Genomic DNA, 13,743 nt, shown 5'->3' with positions numbered 1-13,743 from the left:
CCGTTCACCCCGTTCAGGACGCCGCGACCGGACGTTCCGGTTCCGGCGCCCACCCCTCGCGGACCGCCCGCCACACCGCCGGCAGTGCCCCGGCCACCGCGAGCGCCGTCGTCGGGGCGCCCGGAGCGCCCGCCGCCTCGCGGCCGGCCAGGCCGTGCAGGTAGGCGGCCACCGACGCGGCGTCCAGCGGCGCGAGGCCCGCCGCCAGCAGGGAGCCGGCCAGCCCGGCCAGGACGTCGCCGCTGCCCGCGGTGGCCAGCCAGGAGGTGCCGGTGGGGTTCACCCGGACGGCCCCGCCCGGGTCGGCGACCACCGTGGTGGAGCCCTTCAGCAGCACCGTCGCGCGGTAGTGCGCCGCCAGTCGGCGGGCGGTGGCCAGCCGGGCCGCGGCCAGGTCGTCGGCGACCGGCGGCGCGCCGCCCTCGGCGCCCGCGAGCAGCCGGGCCGCCTCGCCGGTGTGCGGAGTGAGCAGGGTGGGCGCGGTGCGGCCGGCCAGCGCGTCCGGGCCGAGCCGGCCCAGCTCGGTCAGCGCGTCCGCGTCCACCAGCACCGGGACGTCGCTCGCCAGCGCCTCGGTCAGCGCCTGCCGCGCCCCCTCGCCGCCGCCCGGCCCGACCACCCAGGCCTGCACCCGCCCGGCACCGGCCGGGCCGCCCTCGGTGACCAGCGTCTCCGGGAAGCGCCGCACCACCTCCTCGGCCGCCGTGCCCACGTACCGGACGGCGCCCGCGCCGCCGTGCAGCGCCCCCGCCACGGCCAGCAGCGCCGCCCCCGGGTAGGTCGCCGAGCCGGCCGCCACCCCGACGACGCCGCGCCGGTACTTGTCGCTCTCCGCGCCCGGCACCGGCAGCATCGCCGCCACGTCCGCGTGCTGGAGCGCCGTCACCTCCGCGGCGGGCGGCTCCAGCCCGATGCCGACCAACTGCACCACGCCCGCGTACGAGGCCCCCGGGTCGACCAGCAGCCCGGGCTTGTACGTGCCGAAGCAGACCGTGACGTCCGCCCGCAGCGCCGCGCCCGGCACCTCGCCGCTGTCGGCGTCCACCCCGCTCGGCAGGTCCACCGCCACCACGATCCCGGACCGCCCGGACCGCGCGTACGGCTCCGCCTCGGGGCGCAGCCCGCCCCGGCCGCCGATGCCGACGATGCCGTCCAGCACCAGGTCCGCGCGCGAGAAGTCGGCCAGGCCGACTTCCCGCTCCACCGTCACCCGCCCGCCGGCGGCCCGCAGCGCGGCCAGCCCGCCCGGGTGCGCCTTCTCCGGCGTCAGCAGCACCGCCGTCACCCGCGCCCCGCGCCGGGCCAGCGCGGCCCCGGCGTACAGGGCGTCACCCCCGTTGTCCCCACTGCCCGCCAGCACCGTCACCCGACCGCCGTACACCCGCCCCCGGCGCCGCGTCAGCAGCCGCGCACAGGTCGCCGCCAACCCCGCCGCCGCCCGCTGCATCAAGGTGCCCTCCGGCAGCCGCGCCATCAGCTCGGCCTCCGCGGCCCGGACGGTTTCCACAGGGTGTGCATGACGCATGGCGGGGCTCCTCCGGCAGTCGGCGTACCACCGACGCTAGCCCGCGCCGCGGCCCCACGGCAGGCCGGACTGCGGCACACTTTCGAGTGACACCCACTTCGATCCCCCGCCGGTGTCGATCCGTACGCCCACCTTGTGGCTCGGCACGGACCCACAGGAGGGAGAAGGGCCATGGTCGCCATGCCAGCTGTCGAGCGCCCGCTGGGCGAGGACGACGTCCTCCAGGCCTTTCTGGAGCTGGACACACCGACCGGCTTCAAGGCCGAGCTCATCGAAGGGGAGATCGTTGTGACACCACCGCCGGACGGTGATCACGAGGACGCGGTTGCCCGCTTTGCCCGCGCCGTCGCGCGAGAGGCAGCCGAGGAGCTGTACGTCAGCGGTGGAAAAGGGCTGATCACTCCCGAGGGACGGCTCCTCCCGGACGCCACGGTCGCCCCAGTGGGGCATTTCCGGGCCAAGCTGCCCGCCCCGTTCTCCTTCACGCTCGACACGGCGCCCCTGCGGTAGGGCACAGCCACCGCAGGGGCGCCGTGGAAACACCGGGTCACTACTCGACGGTGACCGACTTCGCCAGGTTGCGCGGCTGGTCGACCTCGTGGCCCTTGGCCGTGGCCAGCTCGCAGGCGAAGACCTGGAGCGGGACGGTGGAGACCAGCGGCTGGAGCAGGGTCGGGGTGACCGGGATGCGGATCAGGTGGTCCGCGTACGGGACGACGGCCTCGTCGCCCTCCTCGGCGATCACGATCGTGCGGGCGCCGCGGGCCCGGATCTCCTGGATGTTGGAGACGATCTTGTCGTGCAGGATCGACCGGCCGCGCGGCGAGGGCACGACCACCACGACCGGCAGCCCCTCCTCGATCAGCGCGATCGGGCCGTGCTTGAGCTCGCCCGCCGCGAAGCCCTCGGCGTGCATGTACGCCAGCTCCTTGAGCTTGAGCGCGCCCTCCAGGGCCACCGGGAAGCCGACGTGGCGGCCGAGGAACAGCACCGAGCGGGCGTCGGCCAGCGAGCGGGCCAGCTCGCGCACCGGCTCCATGGTCTCCAGGACCTGCTCGACCTGCTTCGGCGCGTCGCCGAGCTCCTTGATGACGGCGAAGATCTCGTCGCCCCACTTGGTGCCGCGCACCTGGCCCAGGTACAGGGCGACCAGGTAGCAGGCGACCAGCTGGGTCAGGAACGCCTTGGTGGAGGCGACCGCGACCTCCGGGCCGGCGTGGGTGTACAGCACCGCGTCCGACTCGCGCGGGATGGTGGAGCCGTTGGTGTTGCAGATCGCCAGCACCTTGGCGCCCTGCTCGCGGGCGTGCCGCAGGGCCATCAGGGTGTCCATGGTCTCGCCGGACTGCGAGATGGCGATGACCAGCGTGCCCGGGCCCATGATCGGGTCGCGGTAGCGGAACTCGGACGCGACCTCGACCTCGCAGGGGATGCGGGTCCAGTGCTCGATCGCGTACTTGGCGATCATGCCGGCGTGGAACGCCGTGCCGCAGGCCACGATGACGACCTTGTCGACCGAGCGCAGGTCGGCGTCGGAGATCCGCAGCTCGTCGAGGGTGAGCCGGCCGTCGGTGCCGATCCGGCCGAGCAGGGTGTCCGCGACCGCCTTCGGCTGCTCGGCGATCTCCTTGAGCATGAAGTAGTCGTAGCCGCCCTTCTCGGCGGCGGAGGCGTCCCAGTCGACGTGGTACTCGCGCACGTCGGCCGGGGTGCCGTCGAAGTTGGTGACGGTCACGCCCTCGCGGCGCAGCTCGACCACCTGGTCCTGGCCCAGCTCGATCGCCTCGCGGGTGTGGGCGATGAAGGCGGCGACGTCCGAGGCCAGGAAGTTCTCGCCCTCGCCGCGGCCGACCACCAGCGGCGAGTTGCGACGGGCGCCGACGACCACGTCCGGCGCGTCCGCGTGCACGGCCACCAGGGTGAAGGCGCCCTCCAGCTGACGGCAGACCACCCGCATGGCCTCGGCGAGGTCACCCGCGTAGGCCTCGCCCAGCAGGTGGGCGACGACCTCGGTGTCGGTCTCGGAGCGGAGGGTGTGGCCGCGCTCGGCGATCTCGGCGCGCAGCTGGGCGAAGTTCTCGATGATGCCGTTGTGCACCACGGCCACCCGCTGGCGGTCGTCCAGGTGGGGGTGGGCGTTGGCGTCCGTCGGGCCGCCGTGGGTGGCCCAGCGGGTGTGGCCGATGCCGGTGGTGCCGCCGGGCAGAGGGGACTCGGCGAGCGACTTCTCCAGGTTGGCGAGCTTGCCCGCCTTCTTGTCCGTGGCCAGGCTCCACTGTCCCTCGGAGTCCTGGACCTGCACCGCGACACCGGCCGAGTCGTAACCCCGGTACTCAAGGCGCTGCAAGCCTGCGATTACTACGTCGAGGGCGGACTGAGCGCCCACGTATCCAACAATTCCGCACATGCGTGCCAGCATAAGGGCGGTTCTGTGGCCGTTTTCCCGCCGCGCGCGAACGCTGCGTGACCGACACCACAGCAACCGTGAACGTCGCGACGGCTCACAATGGAGCATGTGCTGACCGAACTCTGTACGCGGGGCGCCGCCACGCCCGGCCCGTCCCCGTCCCCCTACGTGGACCTCAGCCGGGCCGAGTGGAGCGCACTGCGCGAGCGTACGCCACTGCCGCTGACCGCCGAGGAGGTGGAGCGGCTGCGCGGCCTCGGTACCGCCCTCGACCTGGACGAGGTCCGCGACGTCTACCTGCCGCTGTCGCGACTGCTGAACCTGTACATCCACGCCACGCACGAGCTGCGCGGCACGCTGGGCACCTTCCTGGACACCCCGGACACCGAGCGCACCCGCACCCCGTTCATCATCGGCGTGGCCGGTTCCGTCGCGGTCGGGAAGTCGACCACCGCCCGTCTGCTCCAGGCGCTGCTCGCCCGCTGGCCCGAGCACCCCCGGGTCGAACTGGTCACCACGGACGGCTTCCTGCTGCCCAACGCCGAGCTGCGCCGCCGCGGCCTGATGGCCCGCAAGGGCTTCCCGGAGTCGTACGACCGCCGGGCGCTGATGCGCTTCGTCGCGGACGTGAAGGCGGGCAAGGAGCGGGTCAGCGCGCCGGTCTACTCGCACCTGGTGTACGACATCGTGCAGGGCGAGCGGCTCACCGTGGAGCGCCCGGACATCCTGATCGTCGAGGGCCTGAACGTGCTTCAGCCGGCCCTGCCTGGCACCGACGGCCGCACCCGCCTCGCGGTGGCCGACTACTTCGACTTCTCGATCTACGTCGACGCCAGGACCGACGACATCGAGCACTGGTACCTGGACCGCTTCCGCAAGCTGCGGCAGACCGCCTTCCAGGACCCGAACTCCTACTTCCGCCGCTTCACCGAGGTGCCGGAGGAGGAGGCGATGGAGTACGGCCGACAGGTCTGGCGCACCATCAACAAGCCCAACCTGGTGGAGAACGTCCTGCCGACCCGCGGCCGGGCCACCCTGATCCTCCAGAAGGGCCAGGACCACAAGGTCCGCCGGGCGCTGCTGCGCAAGCTCTGAGGCATCCTCGAAGCAACGCCGACGGCCCCCACCGGAAACCCGGTGGGGGCCTCGTGCCGTACGGGGGCTCAGCCCAGGTGGGTGCGCACCGCCTCGGCCAGCCGCTGCGCGACCGCCTCGGCCTGCACCGGGTCGGCGGCCTCGACCATCACCCGGACCAGCGGCTCGGTGCCCGACGGGCGCAGCAGCACCCGGCCGGTGGAACCCAGCTCGGCCTCGGCGGCGGCGACCGCGGCGGCCAGCTCGGTGCTGGTCCGCACCCGGGACTTGTCGACGCCCTTGACGTTGATCAGCACCTGCGGCAGCCGGGTCATCACGGCGGCCAGGTCGGCCAGCGGCTGCTTGGTGGCGGCCAGCCGGGCGCCCAGCATCAGGCCGGTCAGGGTGCCGTCACCGGTGGTGGCGTGGTCCAGCAGGATCACGTGGCCGGACTGCTCGCCGCCCAGCGCGAAGCCGTGCCCCTTCATCGCCTCCAGCACGTAGCGGTCGCCGACGGCGGTCTCCACCAGCTCGACGCCCTCGCGCTCCATCGCCAGCTTGAAGCCGAGGTTGGACATCACGGTGGCGACCGCGGTGTTGCGGCGCAGGGTGCCGGCCTCCTTCATGGCGACGGCGAGGATGGCGATGATCTGGTCGCCGTCCACCTCGTTGCCGTCGGCGTCGGCGGCCAGGCAGCGGTCGGCGTCGCCGTCCAGGGCGATGCCCAGGTCGGCCTTGTGCTCCTTCATCGCGACGCGCAGCCGGTCCAGGTGGGTGGAGCCGACGCCGTCGTTGATGTTGAGGCCGGTGGGCTCGGCCCCCAGGGTGTGGACCACCTCGGCGCCGGCCCGGGCGAAGGCCTCGGGGGCGACGTAGGCGGCCGCGCCGTGGGCGCCGTCGATGACGACCTTGACGCCGTCCAGGCGGTTGGGCAGCACGCCGATCAGGTGGGCGACGTACTTGTCGAAGCCCTCGGTGTACTCGCGCACCCGGCCGACGGCCGCGCCGGTCGGACGGTTCCAGTCCTCGTCGCCGAGCGAGTGCTTGCGGTAGTGGGTCTCGATCGCGTCCTCGATCCGGTCGTCCAGCTTGTGGCCGCCGCGGGCGAGGAACTTGATGCCGTTGTCCGGCATGGCGTTGTGACTGGCGGACAGCATCACGCCGAAGTCGGCGCCGAGCGCGCCGGTGAGGTACGCCACGGCCGGGGTGGGCAGGACGCCGACCCGCAGGACGTCGACGCCGGCGCTCGCCAGACCGGCGATGACGGCGGCCTCGAGGAACTCGCCCGAGGCGCGCGGGTCACGGCCGACCACCGCGACCGGCCGGTGGCCGTCGAAGGCGCCGGCCTCGCCGAGCACATGGGCCGCCGCGACCGACAGGCCCAGGGCCAGCTCCGCCGTCAGGCCCTCGTTGGCCACCCCGCGCACGCCGTCCGTACCGAAGAGTCGTCCCACTGTCCCGTCCTCCATCACCACTGCTCGGAACCAACCGATGATCCCGGCCGCCGCACAGTAGCCGGGGAACACGTCGCCCCGGAGTACGCGAGGTACTCCGGGGCGACGGTTTCGCGCAACCAGGGGGTGCGCCGCCAGGGCGGACCGCACCCCCGGGGAGGCGATTAGCGCTTGCTGTACTGCGGCGCCTTGCGGGCCTTCTTCAGACCGGCCTTCTTGCGCTCGACGGCGCGGGCGTCACGGGTCAGGAAGCCGGCCTTCTTCAGCGCGCCGCGGTTGTTGTCCACGTCGGCCTCGTTCAGGGCACGGGCGACGCCGAGGCGCAGCGCGTAGGCCTGGCCGGAGACGCCGCCACCGCTGATGCGGGCGACGACGTCGTAACGGCCGTCCAGCTCAAGGAGCTTGAAGGGCTCGTTCACGGTCTGCTGGTGCACCTTGTTCGGGAAGTAGCCCTCGAGGGTGCGACCGTTGATCTTCCACACGCCCGTGCCGGGGACGATGCGCACGCGGGCGATCGCCTCCTTGCGACGGCCCAGGCCGGCGCCGGGGACGGCCTCGCCGAAGCGGCCGGCCAGGGACTCGGAGGTGTAGCTCTCCTCGGAGGTGTACTCGCCCTCGACGACGGTCTCGTCGAAGTCGACCTCAAGGGTTTCAGTGGTCTCGGCCACGGTGTTCCTCAGCTCTTTTCAGTGTTGGGGGGCTTGGTGGCCGAATTACTGCGCGACCTGGGTGATCTCGAACGGCACCGGCTGCTGGGCAGTGTGCGGGTGCTGGTCGCCCGAGTAGACCTTCAGCTTCGAGAGCATCTGGCGGCCCAGGCTGTTCTTGGGGATCATGCCCTTGATGGCCTTCTCGACGGCCTTCTCCGGGTTGTTCGCCAGCAGGTCGTCGTAGCGCACCGAGCGCAGACCGCCCGGGAAGCCCGAGTGGCGGTAGGCCAGCTTCTGGGTCTTCTTGTTACCGGACAGGTGCACCTTGTCGGCGTTGATGATGATGACGAAGTCACCAGTGTCAACGTGCGGCGCGTAGATCGCCTTGTGCTTGCCCCGGAGGAGGTTGGCGGCCTGGGAGGCCAGGCGGCCCAGCACGACGTCGGTCGCGTCGATGACGTGCCACTGACGCTGGACGTCGCCGGGCTTGGGGCTGTACGTACGCACGGTCGTAGCCTTCGCTTTTCAGTGAGTGAGTCCTGACAGGAGCACCCGGACGGAAGAGCAGCCTGGCCATCCTTGGACGCAATTCAAGGGGGACCGCTGGTCGACGACCTGATGTCTCCGGCGTACCGACCTCTCACGTGAGATAGAGCGAGCCAATACGCACATCAAGCGTCCAGGTTACCGGCAGGGCGGGGGCGGGTCAAAAAAGCCCGGGACCGGCCCCCGCCGTCACTCAGCGTTCGCGCTCCACCCGGGTCACGTCCCAGACCGGCTCCGGCGACTCGTACACCCGGCCGTCCGCGCCGAACACCAGGAAGCGGTCGAAGGTCTTGGCGAACCAGCGGTCGTGGGTGACGCACAGCACGGTGCCCTCGAAGGCCTCCAGGCCGGCCTGCAGGGCCTCGGCGCTCTCCAGGTCCAGGTTGTCGGTCGGCTCGTCGAGCAACAGGGCCGTCACGCCGGAGAGTTCGAGCTTGAGGATCATCAGCCGGGCCTGCTGCCCGCCGGACAGCGACTCGAACTTCTGCTCCTCCTGGCGGTCCAGCTCGTACCGGCGCAGCGCGCCCATCGCGGCGCCGCGGCTGAGCGCGTGCTCCTCCTCGACGATCGACCGCACGGTGCGGCCGAACAGCTCCGGGTGGGCGTGGGTCTGCCGGAAGTGGCCGGGCACGACCCGGGCGCCGAGCTTCCAGTCGCCGGTGTGGGCGACCGACTCGTCGCCGGCCAGCAGCCGCAGGAGGTGCGACTTGCCAGCACCGTTGGCGCCCAGCACCGCGACCCGCTCGCCGTAGAAGACCTCCAGGTCGAAGGGCTGCATCAGGCCGGTGAGCTCCAGCCGCTCCATGGTGAAGGCGCGCACGCCGGTGCGCCCGCCCTTGAGCCGCATGGTGATGGTCTGCTCGCGCGGCGGCGTCTCCGGCGGGCCGGCGTCCTCGAACCTCTTCAGCCTGGTCTGGGCGGCGGCGTAACGGGAGGCCATCTCGTGGCTGACCGCGGCGGCCTGGCGCAGGGTGACGACCAGCTTCTTGAGCTTGGCGTGCTCCTCGTCCCAGCGGCGGCGCAGCTCCTCGAAGCGCTCGAAGCGGGCCTTGCGGGCCTCGTGGAAGGTGTCGAAGCCGCCGCCGTGCACCCAGACGCTGCTGCCGGTGGCGCCGGTCTCCACGGCGATGATCTTGTCCGCCGTCCTGGAGAGCAGCTCGCGGTCGTGCGAGATGAACAGGACGGTCTTCGAGGTGGCCTTGATGGCCTCCTCCAGCCAGCGCTTGGCGGGGACGTCCAGGTAGTTGTCGGGCTCGTCGAGCAGCAGCACCTCGTCGGGGCCGCGCAGCAGCGCCTCCAGCACGAGCCGCTTCTGCTCGCCGCCGGAGAGGGTGTTCAGGCCGCGCCACTGGGCCTTGTCGAAGGGCATCCCCAGGGCCGCCATGGTGCAGACGTCCCAGTCGGTCTCGTAGTCGTAGCCGCCGACGTCAGCCCAGTCGGAGAGCGCCTGGGCGTAGGCCATCTGCGTCTTCTCGTCGTCCTGGGCGATCATCGCCAGCTCGGCGGCGTCCACCGCGCGGGCCGCCCTGGCGATCCGCTCCGGGGCGACCGACACCAGCAGGTCGCGCACCGAGGCGTCGGCCGGCAGCGCGCCGGGCGTGGACTGCTGGTCCTCGCGGCCCGTGGTGCCGACGAACTGGCGCATCACGCCGAGCCCGCCGCTGATCGTCACCGAGCCGCCGTGTGGCTGGATGTCCCCCGCGATCATGCGCAGCAGGGTGGTCTTGCCGGCACCGTTGGCGCCGACCAGGGCGACCGCGGCGCCCTCGCCCACCCGGAAGGACGCGTCGTCGAACAAGACGCGCCCGTCCGGCAGGTAGTACTCCAGGTGCGAAATCTCGACGTGTCCCATGGGAGCGATTCTCCCAAGCGGACGCGCCGGGCCAAAACGGATTACCTCACTACGCGCTCTGCCCGGGCAGGGTGCGCATCCGCCGGGCCGCGCGGTTGCGCTCGGCCAGCTGGTCGTCCGGCGGGTAGCCGACCTCCTCCAGCGTGAGCCCGTACGGCCGGATCACGTTGACGGCGGAGTTGCGCACCCCGCCGGCCAGCACCTCGCCCGGGAACTCCACCGGCCGGTGCCCGTCGCCGACCAGCAGCATCGCGCCGACCAGCGCCCGGACCATGTTGTGGCAGAAGGCGTCGGCCCGGACGGTGGCGACCGCGAGCGAGCCCTCCTGGGCGGCGTAGGAGTCCACCGGGACGCGGTCCCAGTGCAGCTCCAGCAGGGTGCGGATGGTGGTGGCGCCCTCGCGCTTCTTGCAGTACGCGGCGAAGTCGTGCTCGCCGAGCAGCAGCTCGGCCGCCCGGTTCATCCGGTCCACGTCCAGCGGGCGGTCGTGCCAGAGCACGTGGCCGCGCAGCAGCGGGTCGACCCCGCCGGGGTGGTCGGCGACCCGGTACGCGTACCGGCGCCAGATCGCCGAGAAGCGGGCGTCGAACCCGGCCGGCGCCTCGCCGACCCGGTAGATCCGGACGTCCCCGGGCAGCCGGCCGGCCAGCCGGCGCAGCAGCTTCTCCCGGTGCGCCTCCCACAGCTCGGCCGGCAGGTCGACGTGGGCGACCTGGCCCCGGGCGTGCACCCCGGCATCGGTGCGCCCGGCCACGGTCAGCGGGAACAGCTCCGAGCTGCGGGTGACGATCTGGAGCGCGGTCTCGATCTCCTCCTGGACCGTCCGCCGGCCGCCCTTCTGGCGGGCCCAGCCGGAGAACTCGGCGCCCTGGTAGGCGAGGTCCAGCCGGACCCTGACGTACCCGTCGGCCGGGCCGTCCTTCACCGGCGGCCGCTCGGCGCAATCGTTGACCACTGCTCTTCACTCCCTGGACATGAGGAACGGGCCCGCTCCCCCATCGCTGGGGAAGCGGGCCCGCAACACACCTAGTGGTGTCAGGCCTGCTCGGCGGCCTCGGTCTCGGCGGCCTCGACCTTGGCGTCGGCCTCCTTGACGGCACGCTTGGTGGCGGCCTCGGCCTCGCCGACGGCGGTCTGCGCGACGGTCAGCGCCTCGACCAGCTCGATCACGGCCATCGGGGCGTTGTCGCCACGACGGGGACCGATCTTGGTGATACGGGTGTAGCCACCCGGGCGGTTCTCGTAGCGCGGCGCGATCTCGGTGAAGAGGGTGTGCAGCACCGACACGTCGGTGATGGTCTTGCGCACCAGGCGACGGTTGTGGATGTCGCCCTTCTTCGCCTTGGTGATCAGCTTCTCCGCCAGCGGGCGCATCCGACGGGCCTTGGCCTCGGTCGTGGTGATGCGGCCGTACTGGAACAGCTCACGGCACAGGCCGGCGAGCAGCAGCGGCTCGTGGTGCGGGCCACCGCCCAGGCGGGCACCCTTGGTGGGACGCGGCATGGAATTACTCCTCGAATCTCCGACTGCGGCCGTACCAGGTACCGCAGCGGGCGTACGGGCACTGTGCCCGTACGGCTTTCAGGACGACGGGGGCGGTTCCGTGGAACCGCCCCCGCGGCCAATTCTCTTAGTACTGCTCGGTCTCGGCGAAGTGCGAGTCGTCGAGGTCGTCGGCGCCGAAGGCGTCGGCGGCAGCGGTCGGGTCGAACCCGGGCGGGCTGTCCTTGAGGGCCAGGCCCATGCCGGCCAGCTTCGCCTTGACCTCGTCGATCGACTTCGCACCGAAGTTGCGGATGTCGAGCAGGTCGGCCTCGGAGCGGGCCACGAGCTCACCCACGGTGTGGATGCCCTCGCGCTTGAGGCAGTTGTAGGAGCGGACGGTGAGCTCCAGCTCCTCGATCGGCAGCGCCAGGTCGGCGGCCAGGGCGGCGTCCGTCGGGGACGGGCCCATGTCGATGCCCTCGGCGTCGATGTTCAGCTCGCGGGCGAGGCCGAACAGCTCCACCAGGGTCTTGCCGGCCGAGGCCATGGCGTCGCGCGGACGCATGGCGGGCTTGGTCTCGACGTCGACGATCAGCTTGTCGAAGTCGGTCCGCTGCTCGACACGGGTGGCCTCGACCTTGTAGGTGACCTTCAGCACGGGGCTGTAGATCGAGTCGACCGGGATGCGGCCGATCTCCTGGCCGGAGGCCTTGTTCTGGACGGCGGAGACGTAGCCGCGACCGCGCTCGACGGTCAGCTCCATCTCCAGCTTGCCCTTGCCGTTCAGCGTGGCGAGGACCAGCTCGGGGTTGTGCACCTCGACACCCGCCGGCGGGGCGATGTCGGCGGCGGTGACGACGCCCGGGCCCTGCTTGCGCAGGTACATCACGACCGGCTCGTCGTGCTCCGAGGAGACGACCAGCTGCTTGATGTTGAGGATGAGGTCGGTCACGTCCTCCTTGACGCCCGGCACGGTGGTGAACTCGTGCAGGACGCCGTCGATGCGGATGCTGGTGACAGCGGCACCCGGGATCGACGACAGGAGCGTGCGGCGCAGGGAGTTGCCGAGGGTGTAGCCGAAGCCCGGCTCCAGCGGCTCGATCACGAACCGCGAGCGGAACTCGTCGACGACCTCTTCGGTCAGCGAAGGACGCTGAGCGATAAGCATGGGGGAAATCCTCCGGTTGTCTTCGGCACCCACTATTTGATGCCGACAGGACCAAGCGTACGGGGTCCCGCCGCGAAGCAGGACCCCGTACGAGGTTTACAGCAGGTACTGCGAGCCCGAAGGCGCTGCGTCAGACGCGGCGGCGCTTCGGCGGGCGGCAGCCGTTGTGCGGGGTGGGGGTGACGTCCTGGATCGAGCCGACCTCCAGGCCGGTGGCCTGGAGCGAACGGATCGCGGTCTCGCGGCCGGAGCCCGGACCCTTCACGAAGACGTCAACCTTGCGCATGCCGTGCTCCTGCGCGCGACGGGCAGCGGCCTCGGCGGCCATCTGCGCGGCGAACGGGGTGGACTTGCGCGAGCCCTTGAAGCCGACGTGGCCGGCGGAGGCCCAGGAGATCACGTTGCCCGCGGGGTCGGTGATCGAAACGATGGTGTTGTTGAACGTGCTCTTGATGTGCGCGTGGCCGTGAGCGACGTTCTTCTTTTCCTTGCGGCGGATCTTCTTCGCGCCGGCAGCCTGACGACCCTTGGGGGGCATAAGTCTGTTCTCCTACTGAGGTGGTCGGTCCGCTGACCCGCGGGCCGGAGGGATGTCCGGTTACGGGACGGACTACTTCTTGCCCGGCTTCTTCTTGCCGGCGATCGCGCGACGCGGGCCCTTGCGGGTACGCGCGTTGGTGTGGGTGCGCTGACCGCGGACCGGCAGGCCACGGCGGTGACGCAGACCCTCGTAGCAGCCGATCTCGACCTTGCGGCGGATGTCGGCGGCCACCTCACGGCGGAGGTCACCCTCGACCGTGTAGTTGGCGTCGATGTACTGGCTCAGCTTGACGAGGTCGTCCTCGGAGATGTCGCGAACGCGGACATCCGGGTTGACACCGGTCTCGGCCAGGGTCTGCTGGGCGCGGGTACGGCCGATGCCGTACACGTAGGTGAGGGCGATCTCGATCCGCTTCTCACGGGGGAGATCAACGCCGGCGAGGCGTGCCATTCAAGGCTCCTGTGGTTCTTCAGAGGTCTTGCGTGCTACCTACTCCTTCGCCTCTCGACGATGGAGCCCCGGCCTCTGACCGGGGGTGGCAGTCCGTCCACCAGGGGACGGATCGGGTAGCCCGCTTATGACGTTTTCGCGTCGCGCGAAGTACTACGAGAAATGCTGGAGAGCGATCAGCCCTGGCGCTGCTTGTGGCGCAGGTTGTCGCAGATCACCATGACCCGACCGTGGCGGCGGATCACCTTGCACTTGTCGCAGATCTTCTTGACGCTCGGCTTGACCTTCATGTTTCAGGTTCTCCGGGTCTAGATCTGACGTTCTTACTTGTAGCGGTAGACGATCCGCCCGCGCGTGAGGTCGTAGGGGCTGAGCTCCACGACGACCCGGTCGTCCGGCAGGATGCGGATGTAGTGCATGCGCATCTTGCCACTGATGTGCGCGAGGACCTTGTGACCGTTCTGCAGCTCGACCTTGAACATCGCGTTCGGAAGAGACTCGATCACGGTGCCCTCGATCTCAATGGCGCCTTGCTTCTTAGCCATGAACTGCGAGATCCACCTTCCGGGACCGGCTACCGTATGCGGAACG

15 protein-coding genes are annotated in these 13,743 nt (G+C 71.2%); 2 read left to right on the top strand and 13 right to left on the bottom strand.

From position 1 onward, the window contains the following. Positions 1–13: 13 nt before the first annotated feature. The gene (locus ACIQ87_RS15060; protein WP_402406080.1) at positions 14–1,525 is read right to left on the bottom strand and encodes an NAD(P)H-hydrate dehydratase; all 1,512 of its coding nucleotides are present in this window, start codon (positions 1,523–1,525) and stop codon (positions 14–16) included. Positions 1,526–1,696: 171 nt separating this feature from the next. Between ACIQ87_RS15060 and ACIQ87_RS15055 the strand changes: the two genes are divergently transcribed. Beyond that, positions 1,697–2,035: a Uma2 family endonuclease gene (locus tag ACIQ87_RS15055; RefSeq protein ID WP_402406078.1), complete on the top strand. Its 339-nt coding sequence runs from the start codon at positions 1,697–1,699 to the stop codon at positions 2,033–2,035. 40 nt (positions 2,036–2,075) lie between these two features. Here ACIQ87_RS15055 and glmS read toward each other — a convergent pair whose 3' ends face one another. Further along, a complete protein-coding gene (gene glmS, locus ACIQ87_RS15050) occupies positions 2,076–3,932 on the bottom strand; it encodes a glutamine--fructose-6-phosphate transaminase (isomerizing) (RefSeq protein ID WP_402406076.1) in 1,857 nt (618 codons plus the stop codon). A gap of 99 nt (positions 3,933–4,031) precedes the next feature. Here glmS and coaA point away from each other — a divergent pair, with 99 nt between their 5' ends. After that, complete coding sequence (coaA, locus tag ACIQ87_RS15045; protein ID WP_402406074.1) at positions 4,032–5,027, top strand: type I pantothenate kinase; 996 nt, start codon at positions 4,032–4,034, stop codon at positions 5,025–5,027. Between the two features lie 68 nt (positions 5,028–5,095). Here the strand turns inward: coaA and glmM are convergent, their stop codons facing one another. The 11 genes from glmM to infA form a co-directional block, all read right to left on the bottom strand. After that, complete coding sequence (gene glmM / locus ACIQ87_RS15040; protein WP_402406072.1) at positions 5,096–6,460, bottom strand: phosphoglucosamine mutase; 1,365 nt, start codon at positions 6,458–6,460, stop codon at positions 5,096–5,098. 164 nt (positions 6,461–6,624) lie between these two features. Beyond that, positions 6,625–7,128: a 30S ribosomal protein S9 gene (gene rpsI / locus ACIQ87_RS15035; RefSeq protein ID WP_392867313.1), complete on the bottom strand. Its 504-nt coding sequence runs from the start codon at positions 7,126–7,128 to the stop codon at positions 6,625–6,627. Positions 7,129–7,173: 45 nt separating this feature from the next. After that, positions 7,174–7,617, bottom strand: a complete 444-nt coding sequence (gene rplM, locus ACIQ87_RS15030; protein ID WP_402406070.1) for a 50S ribosomal protein L13 — start codon at positions 7,615–7,617, stop codon at positions 7,174–7,176. A gap of 232 nt (positions 7,618–7,849) precedes the next feature. Beyond that, positions 7,850–9,508 carry an ABC-F family ATP-binding cassette domain-containing protein gene (locus ACIQ87_RS15025; RefSeq protein WP_402406068.1) on the bottom strand — a complete coding sequence of 553 codons (1,659 nt, stop codon included), beginning with the start codon at positions 9,506–9,508 and terminating at the stop codon, positions 7,850–7,852. Positions 9,509–9,557: 49 nt separating this feature from the next. Further along, positions 9,558–10,463, bottom strand: coding sequence for a tRNA pseudouridine(38-40) synthase TruA (gene truA, locus ACIQ87_RS15020; RefSeq protein WP_392867319.1), 906 nt, complete (start codon positions 10,461–10,463; stop codon positions 9,558–9,560). 80 nt (positions 10,464–10,543) lie between these two features. After that, positions 10,544–11,011 (bottom strand): 50S ribosomal protein L17, encoded by a 468-nt coding sequence (rplQ, locus tag ACIQ87_RS15015; RefSeq protein WP_402406066.1) that lies wholly within the window; start codon positions 11,009–11,011, stop codon positions 10,544–10,546. A 127-nt stretch (positions 11,012–11,138) separates the two neighbouring features. Further along, complete coding sequence (locus tag ACIQ87_RS15010; RefSeq protein ID WP_049649049.1) at positions 11,139–12,161, bottom strand: DNA-directed RNA polymerase subunit alpha; 1,023 nt, start codon at positions 12,159–12,161, stop codon at positions 11,139–11,141. Positions 12,162–12,291: 130 nt separating this feature from the next. Then, positions 12,292–12,699, bottom strand: a complete 408-nt coding sequence (gene rpsK / locus ACIQ87_RS15005; protein ID WP_030232513.1) for a 30S ribosomal protein S11 — start codon at positions 12,697–12,699, stop codon at positions 12,292–12,294. Between the two features lie 72 nt (positions 12,700–12,771). Next, positions 12,772–13,152 carry a 30S ribosomal protein S13 gene (rpsM, locus tag ACIQ87_RS15000; RefSeq protein WP_188306769.1) on the bottom strand — a complete coding sequence of 127 codons (381 nt, stop codon included), beginning with the start codon at positions 13,150–13,152 and terminating at the stop codon, positions 12,772–12,774. Between the two features lie 176 nt (positions 13,153–13,328). Then, complete coding sequence (gene rpmJ, locus ACIQ87_RS14995) at positions 13,329–13,442, bottom strand: 50S ribosomal protein L36 (RefSeq protein WP_003956441.1); 114 nt, start codon at positions 13,440–13,442, stop codon at positions 13,329–13,331. Positions 13,443–13,475: 33 nt separating this feature from the next. Next, complete coding sequence (infA, locus tag ACIQ87_RS14990; RefSeq protein ID WP_003956442.1) at positions 13,476–13,697, bottom strand: translation initiation factor IF-1; 222 nt, start codon at positions 13,695–13,697, stop codon at positions 13,476–13,478. Positions 13,698–13,743 lie beyond the last annotated feature (46 nt).

Origin of the sequence: Kitasatospora sp. NPDC096204, from assembly GCF_044763205.1 — a bacterium.
GTDB lineage: Bacteria > Actinomycetota > Actinomycetes > Streptomycetales > Streptomycetaceae > Kitasatospora.
This window is presented reverse-complemented; position numbering and strand designations above follow the sequence as displayed.

What these genes read in the sequence shown, in the direction of transcription:
- ACIQ87_RS15025 (WP_402406068.1), bottom strand. Translation starts at nt 9,508, where the DNA reads ATGGGACACGTCGAGATTTCGCACCTGGAGTACTACCTGCCGGACGGG.
- ACIQ87_RS15060 (WP_402406080.1), bottom strand. Translation starts at nt 1,525, where the DNA reads ATGCGTCATGCACACCCTGTGGAAACCGTCCGGGCCGCGGAGGCCGAG.
- glmS (WP_402406076.1), bottom strand. Translation starts at nt 3,932, where the DNA reads ATGTGCGGAATTGTTGGATACGTGGGCGCTCAGTCCGCCCTCGACGTA.
- rpmJ (WP_003956441.1), bottom strand. Translation starts at nt 13,442, where the DNA reads ATGAAGGTCAAGCCGAGCGTCAAGAAGATCTGCGACAAGTGCAAGGTG.
- ACIQ87_RS15010 (WP_049649049.1), bottom strand. Translation starts at nt 12,161, where the DNA reads ATGCTTATCGCTCAGCGTCCTTCGCTGACCGAAGAGGTCGTCGACGAG.
- rpsK (WP_030232513.1), bottom strand. Translation starts at nt 12,699, where the DNA reads ATGCCCCCCAAGGGTCGTCAGGCTGCCGGCGCGAAGAAGATCCGCCGC.
- infA (WP_003956442.1), bottom strand. Translation starts at nt 13,697, where the DNA reads ATGGCTAAGAAGCAAGGCGCCATTGAGATCGAGGGCACCGTGATCGAG.
- coaA (WP_402406074.1), top strand. Translation starts at nt 4,032, where the DNA reads ATGGAGCATGTGCTGACCGAACTCTGTACGCGGGGCGCCGCCACGCCC.
- rpsM (WP_188306769.1), bottom strand. Translation starts at nt 13,152, where the DNA reads ATGGCACGCCTCGCCGGCGTTGATCTCCCCCGTGAGAAGCGGATCGAG.
- rplQ (WP_402406066.1), bottom strand. Translation starts at nt 11,011, where the DNA reads ATGCCGCGTCCCACCAAGGGTGCCCGCCTGGGCGGTGGCCCGCACCAC.
- ACIQ87_RS15055 (WP_402406078.1), top strand. Translation starts at nt 1,697, where the DNA reads ATGGTCGCCATGCCAGCTGTCGAGCGCCCGCTGGGCGAGGACGACGTC.